Origin of the sequence: Paraglaciecola sp. L3A3 (genome assembly GCF_009796765.1) — a bacterium.
Taxonomy (GTDB): domain Bacteria; phylum Pseudomonadota; class Gammaproteobacteria; order Enterobacterales; family Alteromonadaceae; genus Paraglaciecola.
Genome location: NZ_CP047023.1, coordinates 462,643 through 482,154, shown reverse-complemented (window position 1 = coordinate 482,154; position 19,512 = coordinate 462,643). Strand labels below are relative to the sequence as shown.

Annotated in this window: 20 protein-coding genes; 9 read left to right on the top strand and 11 right to left on the bottom strand. The window is 38.8% G+C overall.

The genetic code is table 11. From position 1 onward, the window contains the following. Positions 1 to 61: 61 nt before the first annotated feature. Positions 62 to 484 (top strand): hypothetical protein, encoded by a 423-nt coding sequence (locus tag GQR87_RS02055; protein ID WP_158966061.1) that lies wholly within the window; start codon positions 62 to 64, stop codon positions 482 to 484. Positions 485 to 567: 83 nt separating this feature from the next. On the opposite strand, the gene GQR87_RS02050 is transcribed toward GQR87_RS02055, so the two are convergent. Continuing rightward, positions 568 to 1,221 (bottom strand): hypothetical protein, encoded by a 654-nt coding sequence (locus GQR87_RS02050; protein WP_158966059.1) that lies wholly within the window; start codon positions 1,219 to 1,221, stop codon positions 568 to 570. A 517-nt stretch (positions 1,222 to 1,738) separates the two neighbouring features. On the opposite strand from GQR87_RS02050, the gene GQR87_RS02045 reads away from it, so the two are divergent. Further along, positions 1,739 to 3,427: a metallophosphoesterase gene (locus tag GQR87_RS02045; RefSeq protein WP_158966057.1), complete on the top strand. Its 1,689-nt coding sequence runs from the start codon at positions 1,739 to 1,741 to the stop codon at positions 3,425 to 3,427. 323 nt (positions 3,428 to 3,750) lie between these two features. On the opposite strand, the gene GQR87_RS02040 is transcribed toward GQR87_RS02045, so the two are convergent. Further along, the gene (locus GQR87_RS02040; RefSeq protein ID WP_233267376.1) at positions 3,751 to 4,608 is read right to left on the bottom strand and encodes an alpha/beta hydrolase; all 858 of its coding nucleotides are present in this window, start codon (positions 4,606 to 4,608) and stop codon (positions 3,751 to 3,753) included. Positions 4,609 to 4,970: 362 nt separating this feature from the next. Between GQR87_RS02040 and GQR87_RS02035 the strand changes: the two genes are divergently transcribed. From GQR87_RS02035 to GQR87_RS02025, 3 genes are read left to right on the top strand one after another with little or no spacing between them, the layout of a single operon-like run. After that, a complete protein-coding gene (locus GQR87_RS02035) occupies positions 4,971 to 5,930 on the top strand; it encodes an ABC transporter ATP-binding protein (protein ID WP_158966053.1) in 960 nt (319 codons plus the stop codon). Continuing rightward, positions 5,923 to 6,693, top strand: coding sequence for an ABC transporter permease (locus GQR87_RS02030; RefSeq protein WP_158966051.1), 771 nt, complete (start codon positions 5,923 to 5,925; stop codon positions 6,691 to 6,693). The genes GQR87_RS02035 and GQR87_RS02030 overlap by 8 nt, the downstream gene beginning before the upstream one ends. Before the next feature lie 40 nt (positions 6,694 to 6,733). Further along, the gene (locus GQR87_RS02025) at positions 6,734 to 7,399 is read left to right on the top strand and encodes a tRNA (guanosine(46)-N(7))-methyltransferase TrmB (RefSeq protein ID WP_158966049.1); all 666 of its coding nucleotides are present in this window, start codon (positions 6,734 to 6,736) and stop codon (positions 7,397 to 7,399) included. Between the two features lie 23 nt (positions 7,400 to 7,422). On the opposite strand, the gene GQR87_RS02020 is transcribed toward GQR87_RS02025, so the two are convergent. Next, on the bottom strand, positions 7,423 to 8,136 hold the full coding sequence (locus tag GQR87_RS02020) for an EAL domain-containing protein (RefSeq protein WP_158966047.1): 714 nt from the start codon (positions 8,134 to 8,136) through the stop codon (positions 7,423 to 7,425). 158 nt (positions 8,137 to 8,294) lie between these two features. Between GQR87_RS02020 and panP the strand changes: the two genes are divergently transcribed. Continuing rightward, positions 8,295 to 9,899, top strand: a complete 1,605-nt coding sequence (gene panP, locus GQR87_RS02015) for a pyridoxal-dependent aspartate 1-decarboxylase PanP (RefSeq protein WP_158966045.1) — start codon at positions 8,295 to 8,297, stop codon at positions 9,897 to 9,899. A gap of 22 nt (positions 9,900 to 9,921) precedes the next feature. Here the strand turns inward: panP and panC are convergent, their stop codons facing one another. The 7 genes from panC to sfsA all read right to left on the bottom strand — a co-directional run bounded on the left by panC (position 9,922) and on the right by sfsA (position 15,909). Continuing rightward, positions 9,922 to 10,782 (bottom strand): pantoate--beta-alanine ligase, encoded by an 861-nt coding sequence (gene panC / locus GQR87_RS02010; protein ID WP_158966043.1) that lies wholly within the window; start codon positions 10,780 to 10,782, stop codon positions 9,922 to 9,924. A gap of 11 nt (positions 10,783 to 10,793) precedes the next feature. Then, entirely contained in the window at positions 10,794 to 11,588 is a 795-nt protein-coding gene (gene panB, locus GQR87_RS02005; protein WP_158966041.1) for a 3-methyl-2-oxobutanoate hydroxymethyltransferase, read from the bottom strand. Between the two features lie 87 nt (positions 11,589 to 11,675). Next, positions 11,676 to 12,158 carry a 2-amino-4-hydroxy-6-hydroxymethyldihydropteridine diphosphokinase gene (folK, locus tag GQR87_RS02000; protein ID WP_158966039.1) on the bottom strand — a complete coding sequence of 161 codons (483 nt, stop codon included), beginning with the start codon at positions 12,156 to 12,158 and terminating at the stop codon, positions 11,676 to 11,678. Next, on the bottom strand, positions 12,155 to 13,453 hold the full coding sequence (pcnB, locus tag GQR87_RS01995; RefSeq protein ID WP_158972856.1) for a polynucleotide adenylyltransferase PcnB: 1,299 nt from the start codon (positions 13,451 to 13,453) through the stop codon (positions 12,155 to 12,157). The genes folK and pcnB overlap by 4 nt, the downstream gene beginning before the upstream one ends. Positions 13,454 to 13,584: 131 nt before the next feature. Continuing rightward, on the bottom strand, positions 13,585 to 14,502 hold the full coding sequence (gluQRS, locus tag GQR87_RS01990) for a tRNA glutamyl-Q(34) synthetase GluQRS (protein ID WP_158966037.1): 918 nt from the start codon (positions 14,500 to 14,502) through the stop codon (positions 13,585 to 13,587). An 87-nt stretch (positions 14,503 to 14,589) separates the two neighbouring features. After that, positions 14,590 to 15,039, bottom strand: coding sequence for an RNA polymerase-binding protein DksA (dksA, locus tag GQR87_RS01985; RefSeq protein WP_158966035.1), 450 nt, complete (start codon positions 15,037 to 15,039; stop codon positions 14,590 to 14,592). A gap of 159 nt (positions 15,040 to 15,198) precedes the next feature. After that, complete coding sequence (gene sfsA, locus GQR87_RS01980; protein WP_158966033.1) at positions 15,199 to 15,909, bottom strand: DNA/RNA nuclease SfsA; 711 nt, start codon at positions 15,907 to 15,909, stop codon at positions 15,199 to 15,201. A gap of 62 nt (positions 15,910 to 15,971) precedes the next feature. On the opposite strand from sfsA, the gene pepB reads away from it, so the two are divergent. Continuing rightward, positions 15,972 to 17,255 carry an aminopeptidase PepB gene (pepB, locus tag GQR87_RS01975; RefSeq protein ID WP_158966031.1) on the top strand — a complete coding sequence of 428 codons (1,284 nt, stop codon included), beginning with the start codon at positions 15,972 to 15,974 and terminating at the stop codon, positions 17,253 to 17,255. Between the two features lie 312 nt (positions 17,256 to 17,567). Here pepB and GQR87_RS01970 read toward each other — a convergent pair whose 3' ends face one another. Continuing rightward, complete coding sequence (locus GQR87_RS01970; RefSeq protein WP_158966029.1) at positions 17,568 to 17,750, bottom strand: helix-turn-helix domain-containing protein; 183 nt, start codon at positions 17,748 to 17,750, stop codon at positions 17,568 to 17,570. A gap of 216 nt (positions 17,751 to 17,966) precedes the next feature. Here GQR87_RS01970 and GQR87_RS01965 point away from each other — a divergent pair, with 216 nt between their 5' ends. Continuing rightward, entirely contained in the window at positions 17,967 to 18,557 is a 591-nt protein-coding gene (locus GQR87_RS01965) for a YhgN family NAAT transporter (RefSeq protein WP_158966027.1), read from the top strand. Between the two features lie 37 nt (positions 18,558 to 18,594). Then, positions 18,595 to 19,176 carry a YjaG family protein gene (locus tag GQR87_RS01960; protein ID WP_158966025.1) on the top strand — a complete coding sequence of 194 codons (582 nt, stop codon included), beginning with the start codon at positions 18,595 to 18,597 and terminating at the stop codon, positions 19,174 to 19,176. The last annotated feature ends 336 nt before the right edge of the window (positions 19,177 to 19,512 follow it).

The following is a 19,512-nucleotide window of genomic DNA, read 5'->3' as shown; positions in this document are numbered from 1 at the left end:
AATTGGAGCGATTTTTGCTATTCCTTACTTAACTTATTAACTCCCCATTAAAGGAACTAAAATGAAAAAATCTATCAATACTTTAGCTATAGCTTTAACCATCACAACATTGGGTTTAACTGCTTGTACTGAAGCACAAAAAGAAAATGTCGAACAGACGGAAGATAAAGCGAAAGAAATGGCCATTACAGCCAAAGAAAAATCGGCTGAACTTTACAATGATGCAAAAAAAGAAGCATCTGATATAGCTGATAGCACAGCAGACATGGCTGACAAGGCACAAGAAAGCGCTGCTGAAACTTACGATAAAGTAAAAGACAAAGCGGCAAAAACTTATGATGATGTTAAAGATAAAGCCGGTGCAACATATGATTCAAGTAAAGAAAAAGCTGCCGAATTGAAAGATGATGCAGCGATTAAATTACAAGAAGCTTGTATCGCTGCTAAAAAGAAAATGGGTAAAGATCCTGCTGATTGCGAATAGCAGTCGCTAATAACAGACATAGGGCCAACAGCCCTATGTCTTTTTATTCTAGATGAAGAAGCTGAATCAGAGCACAACTTATACTATTTTGACCAATGCAAAATTATAGCTGAGCCATTGAACCTATATTCCATGTGTAAAGAATTTGAATTATCCATTTTCATAATTAAAGGTGTGGCACCTTCCCTAGAAAAACTGGGATCGTTGCTGTTCAATACGTTGATGTTATAACCTCCCAACACTGTATTGATTGTGCCGCTATATTGGTAATTTATAACTTTCCCCCAAGTATCCACAACATCTAGGTTGGCTAACCATTCTAAGCTCCCATTGTTACTGGGTTCAAAGCTTATATTGCCTTGTATGCTGTTACTTAAGTTTCTGCCATTCTCTTCATATTGAGTAATAAACCACACTCCTTGGGGGAAAAAAACATTACTCTCTTCTGAGTTATTATTTGACGGCACATTTACTGTAGGTGTATTCGTATTATTAGCCGTCGCTGGCAGCTGAATCATTTGATCATGTTTATTTTGCGGAAGTAAGCGTGGAACAAGTACCAAACCAATCCCAAAAACAATCAGAATAATAGAAGGATTACTCACGTTAAGCTTAATACCAAAACCTTCAACTTGGTTACCGTTTGCAGAGTCTCGTTTACCCGCCACAAACAAATACAAACCTATGACAATAAGAGCCACGCCTAAAGCCACAATGAAATAATCTAAACTATCCATCTTGCTAACCTATGAGTTAGAATAATTTAATAATAGCGAAAATAGCCTATTTGTATAGCCGTTTAAAGCAATAGCTTAAGCCAGTAAAAGCGCAGATAGATACAATTAAATATATTGAAGTGAAAGTAAAAAACTATGGATTAGTGTATTTGCTTTTAGAGAAGATGACACTGGCACTATTCTCCAAATGCTTGCGGATCTTATTCAGCTAGCTGCTAATCTAATCGTTAAAGATACAAACATACTTTTCTAGCAATCAGACAAGCCAACATTTTGATGGGAATTTGTAGTTGCGGTGAATCAAAAGCATATGCTTCGAACAAAAAAATTGAAAATAGATCGAATTAAGACCAAAAGAAAGCAACTTAATTTATAAAAAATGACTGACTTTTATATATCATAAAACAGTAATAAAACTGCCATGACTTCCCCCTATCCTTGCGCGAATCATTAGTTAAATAGAATCAATCTACTAGATTACACTATTTTGAAATTCCATCGCATAGGATATTAGTACATGAATTCAAGATCTAAATTACCGCTTTTAATAAAGACAGTTTTGGCGGTAAGCATATTTTCACTTGTCGGTTGTAATAGTGATAATGACAACGACGAAGTTATTGCCCCAATCTCTTATAACAACTTTACAGTTTTACCTTATGTCCAAAATCCTTCTGCTACAGCTATTACTGTCAATTGGTTAAGCGACTCAGAACAGCCAGGTACAGTTACTATTGAAGGCATAGGCTCTTTTGTATCTGAAGTAAAACTTACAGAAGGCTTAACCTATGGTGATTCTGAAGTAGAATATATTCATGGTGAAACCAATTTTGGAGCGACTCACACAGATGTAGCAGAAGGCGAAGCTCCTGCAGCTAGTTACAAACATTACACTAGGATCACTGGACTTGAGGCAAATACCGCTTACGAATATACGGTTATACAACCAGATTCCAGTGCCTTTACTTCAACACTGAAGACAGCACCTAATAAAGGGAGTCGTGAAGCCGTTCGATTTATTACTATGTCAGATATGGAAACTGAGCCTGAATCAACCGAAAAAACCGTGCGTTGGACGGCAAGTGCACTAGCATTAGGGGGAGAAAAACTAGGAACAGATCCTGATACCTACACACGTCAGTATCCAGTTGACCAAACAACTGGATTTAAAGAAAACCTAACTTACGCAACACAAAGAAGCCCTGATTTTTGGGTTATTGCTGGTGACCTAGTTGAGAAAGGTGGTCGGCAGTTAGATTGGGATGAATTTTGGAGACACACTGCAGGTGAATGGGGAACATTAGCTTCTACTACACCAATTTTTCCCGCATTAGGTAATCATGAAAACTACTGGCACCCAGATGCACCAGGTTATAATGCTGAAGCTTCAATGCTGTCTTACGATAAATGGAATACATACTGGGATCTACCCACAAATAATGCCAGCGATGAACGTTATGAAAAACGGTTTTATCGAGTAGATTATGGCCCAGTAACCTTAATTACGCTTGATTCATCAAATGGTAACGATGCAGATCCAAGCCAAGATACTAATTTATACATCAATGGGGAAGAATCTAGAGTTCCTGATTTTAATGAAGGAAGTGAACAATGGAACTGGGCAGTACGTGAATTAGCAAGTGCCCAAGCTGAAGGACAAGTTATCTTCGTTCAGTTCCACCACACAGCTTTTGGTACTGGTGTACATAGCCTTCCCTCCGGTAGTGCTGGTATAGCAAATGGTGAAGATAGCCAGTCAGGTGTGCCAATGCGTATATACCAAGAGCTTTTCGAGCGTTACGGTGTAACCTCGGTACTTTCAGGTCACGATGAATTATTAGAATATGTAAATATTAATGGCGTTAGCTATTGGGATGTTGGTTTTGCGGGTGATGGCCTTAGAGGTCCGGGTTATCCTCCAACTACTGAATATGTCCCATTTGATTTACTACCACTTGAAGCTCAGCTTACTCACTGGAGCGCTCATGGGGACGCACCTGAAATTTGGAATGGTGAACAACTCATCTCTGGAGGAAAACACTACGGTTTTCTTGAAGTGGAGGTACGCCCCTCTGGTGATTACAACTACGAAGTTATCATGACTCCCCGCTATGTTTTCCCAATAACGGATGAAACAGGTAAAGCAACCGGCGAGTTCGACCACCGTCAATACGACAAAGTGGTTAAAATAACTGTAGAACGGTAAATTGTATGAGCCTCTAGAGCGGGTTTCTGGCCCGCTCTAGTTTTATTTATTACTTTTGGCCTAGGAGCTTTCTATTTTCATATCTAAAAAAGTAAGCCAAAAAAAGTGAAGTCTTGATTACAAAAATCACCATCAATATATAGCTTTATCCCACGAACCCATGAATTGATGCCAATCTTGTTAAATGATTGGTTGCTCAGTGATAATTTAAAAGGGCCTGAAAGGAATGCCCCAGTGCTTTCTGAGTGACTACTAATTTAAATTGAAACTCCTTTCGCATTTTATTACTCCTTTTTTGAAAATATTACAGCGACTCTATTCGGCTAATTTATCAACCTTAGCCACATACTTAATGATTGAAACCAATCGTAATCATGATACATACCAAAACCATGTCCACCTGCAGGTAATAGCACTAACTGTACAGGTACTTGGCATGCCATTAAAGCGCGGTAATAACGCAGCGAATGCTCCACTGGCACTTGTAAGTCGTCATTAGCATGCATGATAAATGCAGGAGGTGAATCCTCAGTGACTTGGCATTCACAGGAAAAATATGCAATATGCTCGTCGCTAGCCTCCTCTCCGATTAACAAGCTCTTTGAGCCAGTATGTTTAACCTCGTTAGCCATACTAATCACCGGATAGACTAATATCTGAAAGGCTGGTTTAATCAGGTCAACATTATGACTTAGCATAACGGGGCGATTAAAATGTACCGCTGCGCTAGCAGCTACATGACCACCGGCAGAAAATCCCATAACCCCCACTTTTGCTATATCGAGCTGCCATTCAAGTGCATGGCTTTTAACCACATACAACGCTTGTTGCACGTCTTGTAAGGGGCCATATTTACGATTATGCATAGTGTCATCTGAAGGCATCCGATATTTAAGAACAAATGCTGTAATACCTAAACTAAGCAAACGTACCGCAATGGCGTGACCTTCTTTATCTACCGATAATCCGCGGTATCCTCCTCCTGGGCATATCACCACAGCAGTACCATTACGCAAGTTATCCTCTGGCCAATAAGCAGTCAGTTGCGGTTGACTCACATCTACCACAAAACACCCAGTATCATCCTGCGACTCAACTCTCTCGGCATCAATTGCTTTTTTAGTCCCAGGAATATCAAAACTATATAGCTTTACCTTTTCAAATCTCACTGTTTGCAGCAAAGTCACATCCCGCTATTTATTTGATTAATTTACCTCAAAAAACATATTCCCTTGATAGCACTATTAATGCTTAACCGCCATGTAAATTGTAAAAGACAAAGCACAACTTCATTCTATTGATTATCCAATGCGTTTTGGTGTGCGAAGCACATACCTTATCCCGTTGCGATATTTATAAACCGTTAGAATAATTGAAAACTTTACTGCTAAAACTTGAAAACACATTAAGTGTCACAATATATCACCTGTATACATCCTCATTTTTCAACACCTACAAATAATGAACCTTTAACTACTAAAGTTAATTAAAGGCGCATCTAATTTAGGCCTGATCACATAAACGTAAAACTTGGCAATAAAATATGAACGCACTGAGCATCAAAGGATTAACCAAAACTTATAAAGGCGGCACCCAAGCCTTAAAAGGGATTAATTTAGAGGTCAAACAAGGTGACTTTTTTGCCTTACTTGGACCTAATGGCGCAGGAAAATCGACAACTATCGGCATTATTAGTTCTTTAGTGAATAAAACTCAGGGCGAAGTGGATATTTTTGAATACAACTTAGCGACTCAACCAGTAGAAGCAAAATCATGTATTGGTTTAGTACCACAAGAGTTTAACTTTAATCAGTTTGAACCTTTGATCCAGATAATGTTGAATCAAGCGGGTTATTACGGTGTACCTAAAAGTGTAGCAAGACCTAGAGCCGAAAAATACCTAAAGCAACTCGATTTGTGGGACAAACGAAACACCCCTTCCAGACAATTGTCTGGAGGCATGAAGCGCCGTTTGATGATAGCTAGAGCTTTAATGCATGAACCTAGAATGCTTATTCTTGACGAACCAACAGCAGGAGTAGATATCGAAATCAGGCGTTCTATGTGGGCTTTTTTGCAAGAATTAAATGAGCAAGGTGTGACTATTATTCTGACTACACACTATTTAGAAGAAGCTGAAATGTTATGTAAGAATATAGCCATTATCGATAAAGGTATCATAGTGCAAAATACCAGCATGAAATCGCTATTATCCACATTAAACATAGAAACCTTTATCTTAGATTTATCTAAGAACATTGATTCTATTTCTCTAACTGGGTTTGAAACTAGGCTACTCGATCCTCATACTTTAGAAGTTGATGTGGCCAAAGAGTCAGGCTTAAATTCTGTATTTGAACAACTCTCTCAACAAGATATCCAAGTATTAAGTATGCGTAATAAATCCAACCGTCTCGAAGAACTATTCGTTAGAATGGTTGAATCAGGAAGAACGGCCGAAACAGCCACTGCAGAATCGAGCCAAGGAGACAGCCATGAATAGTTTAGCTATGGTCGCATTAAGAACAATTTGGCGCAAAGAGTGTATCCGTTTTTTACGAATTTGGATCCAAACACTGCTACCACCCGCTATTACTATGTCTTTATATTTTGTTATTTTTGGTAACTTAATTGGTAGCAGAATTGGCGAGATGGGCGGTTTTAGTTATATGGAATTTATTGTGCCAGGGCTAATTATGATGGCCGTGATCACTAATGCTTATGCCAATGTGTCCTCGTCTTTTTATAGTGCAAAATATCAGCGTAATGTCGAAGAATTATTGGTTGCCCCTGTTTCCAATTGGATAATTATTGCTGGGTATATAGGTGGTGGGGTTGCCAGAGGCATGTTAGTAGGCTTCATAGTCACTATTGTTTCATTATTTTTTGTAGATATACAAATCTATAGTATTTTTATCATCATTATTACCTTGTTTTTAACCGCAGTATTGTTCTCAACTGCTGGCTTAATTAACGGTATTCTTGCCAATTCCTTTGATGATGTAAGTATAGTGCCAACTTTTGTGCTTACCCCATTAACTTATTTGGGTGGTGTTTTTTACTCATTAAGTTTATTACCTGAATTTTGGCAATGGGTCAGTAAAATCAACCCTATTGTGTATATGGTCAATGGCTTTAGATACGGCTTTCTTGGCGTTTCAGATATAAACTTTTTAGTCTCTTTAAGCATATTAATAGGCTTTAACATAGTATTACTGAGCTGGGCTTATTCTTTGATCAATCGTGGCGTTGGTATTCGTAGTTAAGCTAAGTTCAAGTTCGTTAAGGTATTTAAAAAATTTCATTATGCAAAAACAAGCTAGAGCCATTACCACTAACCAAATAGGCATACATCCTAACTTAGAAAAGGTAGTTTCTCGACACTTAGCGACTAGTAGCCAGAAACCTTTTTCTGAGCATACTCAGGTTGCTTTTAAGCAAACCATGCAATGGTTAAATGGCTGGCAAGGCCCCATTATATTAGATTCTTGTTGTGGCGTAGGCGAAAGCACAACTAATATTGCTGCCAGCCATCCAGAGGCTAAAGTAATAGGGGTCGATAAGTCAGCCCTGCGCACCGATAAACACGCAAGTTATGCCGCTGATCTTGATAATTATTTGATAGTACGAGCTGACTTAAATGATTTTTTAAGATTACTTGTTCTTGAAGGTATTCAGTTATACAAACATTATTTGTTATACCCCAACCCTTACCCCAAATCAGCACATTTGCAGCGTCGTTGGTATGCGACGGCCGTGTTACCAGAAATCATTAAACTGGGTGGGCAGTTACAGGTAAGAAGCAATTGGCGGTTATATATTGAAGAGTTTTCCAAAGCCTTAGATATTGCCCAAGTAAACAATACCGTTTATGAATATACTAGTGACTCGGCTATGACACCTTTTGAGAGAAAATACTGGTTAAGTGGACAACAAAGCTGGCAAGTTACAGCTGAACTGCCAACTGCCTAACTGCAAGGGATAGCCAATAGAATCTAATGAGTTACAGCTTTGGGTTGGCTAAAATAAAAACCTTGGGCGTATTTAATTCCACATTTTTGTGCTGCTGCTAAGGTACTGGCCAATTCTATATGTTCAGCAATTAACACAATATTATTTTCAGCAGCTAAGCTCACCATAGTTTTAACCAAATTAGCCACCTCTAAGTATTTACTTGCTTGTTCAAACAAGGAACCAGCCACTTTAATAGCAGAAATAGGCAAACTCATAATGGTTTGTAACTCTGTTTCGTCTTGTTCAAAGTGATCAATAATAATATTGATCCCAAGTGACTGGCATAAATTAGCAAACTGCAAAAAATTAGAATTTGATATTAAAGCATTTTTTGCCGTTATTTCGATTGATATACGGCTTGGGTTTGGATAACAACTCAGTTGAGCCGTTAAGAATTTATGAATAGTAGGATCAACAATATCCGACAAGCTAACATTAATGTTCCATGCCATATTAATGTCTCTAAAGTAACTTGCACTGCGATTAAAGATAATCTGTGTTAATTCAGCCACCAAATCCTGCCGCTCAACTAAATATAAAAATTCGCTAGGTAAATAGGTTCGTTCATCTATGGTCATCAGCCTTGCCAAACATTCATAGCTCCAGACCGTATTGTGGGATAAATCCATAATCGGCTGAAAGAAGGGAACAACGCTATCTAAACTAAAACTATCCTTCACTTCAGTTACTTGCATGTGGATTCAACTTTCGTTTTAGTCTACTTAACAATCAAATTACAACAATTTTGTAACAATTGCCATACGTTAGCCGCTAGCAATTATTTGCAAAAGTTGGTCTATAGCTAGTTTTAGGGTAAAGTTCGCGATCTGAAAATATTAAAAAGGTTACAAGAGTGGCTGGAGCTGAAGTTAGTTTAGAGCACTTATATAAAGTATTCACTATGCCCGAAGGGCAAGATTCTAAGCTTGCCCAAATTGAGAAGCATCTGTCTGATAACCTTGCAGACTTTTTGTCTCAACACGTGGTCACCAAAGTAAATTCACTAGAGCAGATTGAAAAAAGTTTTGCTGAATATGCGGTACCAGAATTACCTGAGTTTGTGTCTGATCATGCCGAATCGTTACTCACTAAGTTGGTTGCTAACTCGGTAAATACTTATTCACCGACATTTATTGGTCATATGACCTCAGCCTTACCTTATTTTCATTTACCACTGGCAAAATTATTAGTTGGACTAAACCAAAACTTAGTCAAAATAGAAACCTCTAAAGCATTTACCCCACTTGAAAGACAAGTATTAGGCATGATGCATGAACTGATATTCAAACAGTCTGGTGAGTTTTATAATACCTATTTACACAGTGCGAATCATGCCCTCGGCGCTTTTTGTTCTGGTGGCACAGTAGCCAACATTACAGCCTTATGGATTGCCCGTAACAAAGCCTTACCTGCTAACGCACAATTTAAAGGTGTGTTTCAAGAAGGAATTGCCGCAGGCATGATGCATTACGGTTATAAAAAGATGGGTATCATCTCTTCTAAACGTGGACATTACTCCTTATCAAAAGCGGTTGACCTTTTAGGCTTGGGTCGCCAACAAATGATTACTATAGATTGCCCCACTCAAAGATTATCAGCAGAAAAAGCTTTAGCTATAGGCAAACAATACCAACAAGATGGTAATAAAGTATTGTCTATAGTGGGGATTGCGGGTACCACAGAAACAGGCCATATCGATCCGTTAGACGAATTAGCTGATGTAGCAAAGGAGCTTAATTGTCATTTTCATGTAGACGCAGCATGGGGAGGCGCCACGCTTTTTTCTAAGCAGTACAGCAAACTACTAAAAGGCATTGAAAAAGCGGACTCAATCACCTTAGACGCCCATAAACAGATGTATGTACCTATGGGGGCTGGAATGGTGTTATTTAAAGATCCTAATGACAGTAATGCAGTACGACATCATGCTCAATATATCCTTAGAGCTGGCTCTAAAGATTTAGGCGCCACTACCCTTGAAGGCTCTCGTAACGGTATGGCTATGATGGTGTACGCGTCTTTACATATCTTTGGCCGTCAAGGCTATGAATTATTGATTAATCAGAGTATTCAAAAAGCCAATACTTTTGCCGCCATGATAGATGCGCATCCTGACTTTGAATTAATTACTTCGCCTACTCTGTCTATATTCACTTATCGAGCAAATCCGAAATGTGTGCAAGAAAAGATTAAACGCCAACCAAAAATTGCTCATGCGATAAACATAGAATTAGATAAATTGACGGTTTCTGTACAAAAAAGGCAAAGGGAAGCGGGGAAATCTTTTGTATCCAGAACTAGACTACAAATCGAAGCCTATCCAGACCAATCTATAACTGTGTTTAGAGTGGTTTTAGCGAATCCCCTTACTACAGAAACTGACCTTAAAAATATTCTCGACGAACAATTGCAGATTGCACAACAAACAGATATTTGGAAAAAGCTGACTACAAAATGATTAGTCAGCTTAACCAATAAAACTAAACTGAGGTTTTAATTGAAAATTGTAGGTTATCAATTAGACGAGTTTTACCTAAAAACGCAGCAGCTAATAACACCAATTCAGAATCTTCATGGCTGGGTTGTAATAAAGATCCAACATTACGAATTTCTAAATAATCGGGACTAAACCCCAGTTCAGCTAGCTGTTGTTTATACTCACCAGTTAAAAAAGTAAAATCTCTTCTTCCAGCTTGTATTTCACTTACTAGTGCATGCATCTTTGTATAAAGAGTGGGCGCCAACTTACGCTCTACATCATTTAAATATTGGTTTCTAGAACTCATAGCTAAACCATCTACTTCTCGAGTAGTGGTAATTCCACATATTTTTAGGTTCATAGAAAGGTCGGTCACCATAGCTTTTATGACCTGCAATTGTTGAAAATCTTTTTCCCCAAAAAAAGCAACATTGGGTTGTACCATATTAAATAATTTACATACTATGGTGGCCACGCCACGAAAATGTCCAGGGCGGCTAGCGCCACAAATCATGTATGACAAACCAGGTACTTCAACAAAAGTTTGCTGCTCTAAGCCACGAGCATAAATGTCTGTTGCTTTAGGCAGAAACAAAACATCTACACCTAATTCTTCGAGCAAGATCTTATCGTTTTCTAGTGTTCTAGGGTAAGCATCCAAGTCTTCATCAGGCCCAAACTGCATGGGATTGACAAAAATCGACACCACCACTATATCAGCTTGTTTTTTCGCTTCACGAACAAGGTTCAAATGCCCTTGATGCAAATTTCCCATTGTGGGTACAAAGGCAATCACTTTACCGCTAGTTTGCCAAGTACGTCTTACTTCTCTTAAATTTGCAATGTCACAAATCAGGTGCATAACTAGGACCTTTAATTAAAACTGTGTTCTGCAGAAGGAAAACTTCCTTCTTGGACTTCTTGAATATATTGACTAACAGCTTGGCGCATATCACCAGTAGTTTTTAAATAATTTTTTGAAAACTTAGGCATATAGTTTGCGCTGATACCAAACATATCGTGCATCACTAATATTTGACCATCGGTTTCAGGCCCAGCACCAATACCAATCACAGGAATAGATAAGTTGGCAGATATTTTTCCGGCAAGCTCTGTAGGAATACATTCCAGTACTAACATTTGGATACCAGCTTGTTCAAGTAATTTTGCTTGCTCAAGGATGTTTTCAGCTTGAAGATCGTCGCGGCCTTGCACTTTAAAGCCACCAAACACATGTACAGATTGAGGTGTGAGACCTAAGTGACCGCATACAGGCACACTGCGCTCATTTAATCCTTTAATGGTTTCAAGCAACCAACTACCGCCTTCTAATTTAACCATGCTGGCACCAGCACGCATTAACTCAGCAGCATTCATATAGGCTTGTTCGGGTGTTGCATATGACATAAATGGCATATCAGCGACGACAAAGGCTCTCTCCACCCCCGTTCTAACAGAGCGAGTATGGTAAGCAACATCAGCGACAGAAACACTTAATGTATCGTCTGCCCCCTGCAACACCATGCCTAAAGAGTCACCTATTAGCAGCACATCAATACCTTGTTCATCAAATAGTTTGGCAAAACTGGCATCGTAAGCAGTTAGGGCAGTAATGATCTTCTTCTCTTGCTTCATTTTAAGCAAAGTTGAGGTAGTTACTTTTTTCATTGGATCATCTCCGGTATTGAGTACAAGCTCTCATTATTAGTATGCGCACTATACGGATTTTTAAATAAAATTCTAGAATCGAAGGTGTTAAACCAGTCGGATTAATCCATTTAAAGGGCACGATTCAATTAGCTTAGATAAATTTTCGCCACAAGGTAAAACCAAATCTGCGGTAAGTTCAAAAAGGGGGTATAAAACAAACTCTCTTTCTTTCATCCCATAATGTGGCACAGTCAATTGTTCAGAGTTAATTAACTGCTGACCAAACAATAAAATATCTAAATCTAGGGTGCGAGGTCCCCATCTGTGATCTTTTCTTTCACGGCCTTGTTCCAATTCAATTTTTTGAGTCGCTTGTAGCAGCTCTAAAGGACTTAAACTGGTCTCAATCAAAGCGACAGCATTGACGTAGTCGGGCTGATCTTGAGGGCCCATAGGTTGACTACGATAAAAACTGGAACATTTTACTAATGCACTATTGGCTAAATTTGCTAGCGCATCAAGGGCTGAATTAAGTTGTTGTTCTGGCGTAGACAGATTACTGCCTAAGCCAATATACACAGCTGTCATGTGCTAGATTTTGGTTTCTTGCGTTGACGACGAGGGCGTCTTGGCGCAACACCTTCTTGATCACGTAAATTTTTCAACATAGTTTTGCGTTGAGCTTCATTCGCTTCTTGAAAATCAGTCCACCACTCAGCTAATTCTAACAACTGACCACCTTCAATTTGACCACGCAACAACAAAAAGTCGTAGGCAGCTCTAAATTTAGGATGCTCTAACATTTGATAAGCTCGACGACCATAACGTTTAGGTAAACGGTTTTGTAATTGCCAGATATCTCGAATAGGTATAGTGAACCTTTTGGGGATCATAATACGTTGCAATTGTCGGGTTAAGACATCGTTTAGGGCGAGATTAAATGCATCAAAATGATTCAATCCACCTTCAGACATTAATTGCTGACAACGTTCTTCTAACGGATACCACATAAATGCCGCAAAAATAAACGCAGGTGTCACTCTTTGCCCTGTATTAATACGATTATCAGTATTAGTAAGTACTTGCTCAACAAATCGACATTCACGACTATTAGATTGCAATAATAAAGGCGCAAGCTGTGGAAACAAGGATTCAAAAAGATGATATTCGGTTAATAATTTATAAGTTTCTAAGCCTTGCCCAGACAAGAAAAGTTTTAATACTTCTTCAAAAAGTCTAGCAGGCGGAATATTTGCCATCAAAGGCGCCATACGTTTAATAGGTTCAGCGCTTTCATGGCTAATTTGCATATTTAATTTAGCGGCAAATCGCACAGCTCTGAGCATACGGACAGGATCTTCTCTATATCGCGTATCAGGGTCGCCAATCAAAGCAATTTTTTTGTCTTTAATGGCTTGCATACCACCAGCAAAATCACTGATCGAGAAATCAGCAATGTTGTAATACATGGCATTGATGGTGAAGTCACGACGTTGCGCGTCTTCTTCTATCGTACCAAAAACATTATCACGCAATAATTGGCCATGGTCACTTTGTTTACTGAGTTTAGATTCTTTATCAGTTGTAGTAGTTTCGTGGTGCCCACGAAAAGTAGCGACTTCAATCACTTCACGGCCAAAAACAATGTGTGCTAACCTAAAACGACGTCCTATCAAACGACAATTACGGAACAAGCCCTTGATTTGTTCTGGCGTGGCATTGGTAGTGACATCAAAATCTTTAGGTTCTTTGCCAAGTATCACGTCTCTAACACAACCACCTACTAGGTATGCTTGATAACCACTGTTATGCAAACGATAAAGTACTTTAAGTGCATTATCACTAATGTGGTCGCGGGATACAGGGTGCTCAGCCCTAGGAATAACATGAGCAACTAAAGCAGCAGGCTGATTTGCGGTTTTGGCACGTAACGCGCCTCTTACTTTGTCAATTACACGAGAAATAATGTTCAGATGCTCCTCTACTTTACATTGAACCTAAATTTTGGCGCCAATCATATACTGTCTACGAGACCAATTCTATTATCAATACGTTCTGTTGTTGCAACAAGTTTATTAATATCCCAATGGTTAATGGCCCAGTGCAAAATATTTTCACAACTTTCTTTCACTAACTGCTTAGGAACAGGTAAACCTAAAAAGATTAATGCGCCGATCAAATTCTCTGTAGCCCTTGAATTATCTAACCCAGGAGCATGATTTTGTTTACTTAATTTTTGACCTGGTTCGCTGACTACAACTGGAAAGTGAATAAATTTAGGTGCACTACTATTAAATGCCGCATATAACGCAAGCTGAAAAGCAGTAGCGGGTAATAAATCGGCTCCTCTTGCAATTTCAGTGATCCCTTGGCTTATGTCATCCACCACAACAGCCAACTGATAAGCAAACAAACCATCTTTGCGCTTCAGAGCAAATTGTGCCGGTAAATCTGTTAAATCAAAATTGACCCTGCCTAGTAACTGATCTTCCATTTTCTGTACAGGAGATAAATATTTGAAACGAACAGCACAATCTTGCGCAAACAATTTTTTTTCTGGGCATTGGCATAATTGAGAAGTCGACAAATTAGCCAATTGATTACGGGTACAAGCACATAAATACGTATAGCCATGCTGCGATAACCAATCGAGTTTCTCTATATAAAGTTCACTACGTTGGCTTTGATACACTACATCTTGATCCCAAAACAAATGATGAGCAGCTAAACATCTTAAAATATTGTCAGCAGCACCAGGCACTTCCCTTGGAGGATCTATATCTTCAATGCGAAGTAACCACTTACCATTACTTTTTTTTGCTTGTAGATAACTACCCAAAGCTGAAACTAGAGAGCCAAAATGCAGAGGGCCAGAAGGTGATGGAGCAAAACGTCCAACATATTGAGATGAAGCTAAATTAGATGAAGACACGAATTAACTGAGAATAGTCAACAAAAGCATACTTCACCAAGTCACGATATGAGTTAAGCATCGTAACTTGGTAGGCATAATGAAAAACTAACCCTGAAGTTGTTTTTCTTTTATTTCAGCCATAGTCTTACAGTCAATACACATATCAGCTGTAGGCCTAGCTTCAAGACGGCGAACACCAATTTCGATACCGCAAGCATCACAAAAACCAAAATCATCCTCTTCAATTCTTTTAAGAGTTTTTTCAATTTTTTTGATTAATTTACGTTCTCTGTCACGAGTACGCAGTTCAAGACTAAACTCTTCTTCTTGAGCAGCACGATCAACTGGATCTGGGAAATTAGCAGCTTCATCTTGCATGTGGTGAACAGTACGATCAACTTCTTGACGAAGCTGGTCACGCCATGCTTTAAGTAACAATCCAAAGTGCTCAAGTTGAGCATCGTTCATATACTCTTCGCCTTTTTTCTCCTGGTAAGGAGTCAATCCGGCTAAAGCTAATAATCCAAGTGTTTTATTTGTGTTTGTTGTTGGCATTTGCCAATTCTCCTAAACTACAGCACGAGCAATAATGTGCAGGCGGCTATGTATATCAGAAAGCCTTTACACTGGCAATTGTTTGCTCTTCGCATATTCCATCAGAAAGAAAACAATTTTGAGCAGGCTATATGGGTATGTGATAAAAAAAATCAACCTTCATCTTGGATAAAAAAACTCCAACGGTTGATTTATAACGATTTTTTTTGAATTTATTTGACAAGCGTAAGTAAAAATTTCTACTCCATTTGCTACAGCTTGGCATAACTCATCGGCATAATTTTTATCAATATGTTTGGCAACTTGTACAGATCCAATACCAGTATGTTGCACACAAAAAAATAATACCGCTCGTTTGCCTTGTTTTGCTATAGAGCTTAATTCCCTTAAATGTTTTTGGCCTCTTAATGTTTTAGCATCTGGGAAATAACCAAAATCATGCTCCAATAAGGTCACTGATTTAACTTCTACGTAGCAATCTACTTTATCTACAGCAGATAATAAAAAATCTATTCTGCTATTTTCATCACCAAACTTAACTTCTGCTTTAATATTTTCATAACCCATTAATTCTTGGATTTTGTCTTGCTCTAATGCTTCTTTTACCAACCCATTAGCTTTATGGGTATTTACCCCAATCCAATGGTTTTGATCAGTTAATACCAATTCCCATGTATAAGCTAATTTACGTTTGGGATTATTACTGGGGGATAACCAAACCTGCCAACCAGGCTCTGCACAGCCAGTCATTGCCCCTGTATTTGGGCAGTGTGCGGTAACTATGCTGCCGTCTGCTAGTTCTACATCAGCCAAAAAGCGCTTGTAACGTTTTATTAATGTGCCTTGGATCAAGTTTTCAGAAAAATACATATTTGCTAACTAAGTCAATTTTGCATGGTATTCTAACAAAGTTAAATTATTTTGGAGTCAACATGTCTACTTTATCTATTTCCCTTACCAACCAAGCTCCTGAGGCATGTTACGCCCCAACCTCGGCTGTTTCTATTAATGCTAACCAGGCGCAAATTCATCTGCAGGATGAGGCTAATTCTCTTGCCAGTATCCAACAAGCAGCACGCCAACTCGACAGTTTAGGCATAATGCAAGTGTGTCTCACTGGAAAATGGGAGATTGAACAACAGTGGGCCTTTGCGCAAAGTTTCACCACCACTAGAAAACAAGATCATATTACCTGGTGTGACGACGAGAATAAGGCCGAATTAATTAATAGATACAAGTGCATGACATTCACCCGTCATTTAATCAATTTATCGCCTGAAGATTTATCCCCAGAAATCTTAGCTGAGTCCTGCACTAATTGGTTACGTTCGCTTACTTCCCATTCAATAAAAGCAACTGAATACAAGGGTGAAGAACTAGCCAAACAAGGTTGGTTTGGCATATATCATGTTGGCCGTGGGAGCTCTCGACCACCTGTCATGTTAGAACTCGACTTTAACCCCTCAGGCAAAGAAGACGAACCAATAGCGGCCTGCTTAGTGGGCAAAGGGATTACCTTTGATAGCGGTGGTTACAGTATGAAAAGTAGTGAAGGTATGGTCACCATGAAATGTGACATGGGTGGTGCAGCGACAGTTGCAGGCGGTCTAGGTTTAGCAATTTTACGAGGCTTAAATAAGCGAGTTAAATTGATTTTGTGCTGTGCAGAAAATTTAGTCAGTGGCCATGCATACAAGTTAGGTGACATTATCACTTACAAAAATGGCACAACAGTAGAAGTGGTGAATACTGATGCAGAAGGCAGACTGGTACTAGCAGATGGACTCATGGCTGCCAGTGCAACAAACTCTCCATTAATTATTGACGCAGCTACTCTTACAGGCGCAGCGCATGTAGCTCTAGGCAATGAATACAACGCATTTTTTGCCTTAGATAAACCATTAGCACAACGTGCAATTAATTATGCCACTGCAGAATTTGAACCTTCTTGGACATTGCCTTTAGAAAAGTGGCACAGAGACAAATGCCCATCGGCCTTTGCAGATACTGCAAACAGTAATGTACGTAAAGGCGGGGGTGCCGGTGGCGCGTCAAATGCTGCAGGTTTTTTATCTCGCTTTGTTAATGAACAAGGTACAGGTTGGTTACATATAGATTTAGCTGCTGCTTACAACCCAGCGGGGACGGCATTACTACCTGTAGGTGCTACAGCTCAAGGGTTTAGAACAATTGCCAGAGCATTAATGGAAGAATAATTCCTTTTATCCACTAATTTAGCTTAATTACAGGGCGATGGTAGGTATTAACCTCGCCCTTTAAGTAACTTAACCCGAATACTGGAAAAGCCAAACCTCTCGATAACGCTCTTTTTGTGCCTAGCCGCGTTGGAGGAGAGTCTAGCAATAACACGTTATTACGTACGACAATCCGCCTTGCTGTACACGAAAAATTTCGTCACCGAGTAAGAATTTAGGTGAGTTGATTTGGATAAATGTTATTAAATTATTGAATTTTAGTGATAAATTTAGCTTAAACGATACTTCTTATCCAGAACTAAGGTTAACTTATTAAATGCCACCTAAGCGCTCAGCTATTACTCTATAATTTTCAACTGCATCCTTTTCAAACAGTGGGCTGCCATTTTCATCATGTTCTGCAGCAGGTAATAAGCGTTCTCTTGCCAACCTTTCTATACGCCCAGCTTGTACGCCAAGAAACTCTGCTACTTCTGCAACCGTCATTAGACTCATAGATCCGCCTCATTTTTAAATTATCATGATGAACTATTATACCAATTACTAGTAATAGTCTAACCTGTAATCCTTGTCACTTACTAAATGTTCTTGCGATTAAATTATCAAGCTATTGAAAGTAAAACTATTTTTAGAGCTAAGGTAAAATATGAGATAAACTAATCAAATTTGACGCCTAGTTAACAACAACTGACAACTAAATAGAGAATAAATATGGATACTTGGTCGGCTGCCATAACACTTTTTCTAATTATGGATCCTTTGGGCAATCTCCCTGTTTTTATGTCTGTATTAAAAACCATCGAACCTAAACGCCGTAAACTAGTTTTAGCTAGAGAGTTATTATTTTCGCTTGTGATTATGTTTGCCTTTCTGTTTAGTGGCCAAGCTGTTTTAGACTTTTTAAATGTGCGTCAAGAAGCTGTGAGTATAGCCGGTGGTATTATTCTTTTTATCATAGGTTTAAAAATGATATTTCCTCAACCAGGGGGAGTAACGGGGTTAGCTCCGGGCGAAGAACCTTTTATAGTACCACTTGCAATCCCAATGGTGGCGGGACCTTCAGTATTAGCAGCCTTAATATTACTAGCCAATCAAGATCACAGTCGTATGTTAGATTGGTCACTAGCTTTAGCTGGAGCCTGGTTTGCATCTGCAACAATTCTCATGCTTTCTAGTACATTTCACCGTATATTAGGGGAAAGAGGCCTAACCGCAATAGAAAGATTAATGGGTATGATTTTAATCATGATATCCATCCAAATGTTTTTAGATGGTGTTGGGAAATACTACTCATTAAATTAAGCTGTAGATTTAACCAGCACATAGAGAAGATAAAAATTTGAACAATAAATTAAATATATTTCAGCAAGTTAGAGAATTAGAAGGATGGGATGCTATTGCATTTTCAGCCACTCTGCTTGAAAGAATGTTACCCAATTACACCTTATTTTGTGAAGTCACCGAATTTGCCGATCCAGCTCCATACCGCAATAGCTTGAACTCAATTTGGGAATGGCTATCTGTGCCTAAAACCAAAATTAATTTTAGTGCCCAGTTAGAAAAAATAGAAGAACTAGTGCCTGACGCCAGTGACTTCGATAATTATGGCGTTTACCCAGCAATAGACGTAGCTATGTCTATGTCTGCTCTTATTTTACTGATCCAAGGGGAAGATCCACAGGGTGCAGTAGTCGTCAGTAAACTGTCACAAGGTGGAGTAGAAGCCTTTATCGAAGCAAGTGCTGGTCAGTCTCTAGAAAGCCAAGAAATCAAGCAGCATCCATTGATGCAATGGGAAATCGAAACCCAACAAGAGTTGTTAGTCTTGCTAAAAGAAAACGGTAAAGGCGCAGAAACCTGCAAAAAACTTAAAGCATTAGCTACTGCCGAAGGTATGAGTAATATTGGCATTGAAATGTAATTGATAAAATAAAGCCTACGCCATGCTCAAATCTATGATTATGGCGTTAAATCTAAAAGATAAATGGATGTTTCAGTTCAACACAAATCGATTTCTCCGTTTATATTCAATAAATTTCAATTAGGCCCAAGATAAAGTATTTACTCAACTTTGTGCTCGTTGATTCATTTACAAATGCATAGATTTCTGATCTTGGTAACTAGCTAAACTGGCAACGACTTTAGCTAAAATTCAACAAAAACGCCGCCACTGTTCAAAAGTGCTAATAATGATATGCCTTTATATTTATTAGAGATTTTAGTAATATTCGGCGCCTAAAAAATAAAGGGTTATTTA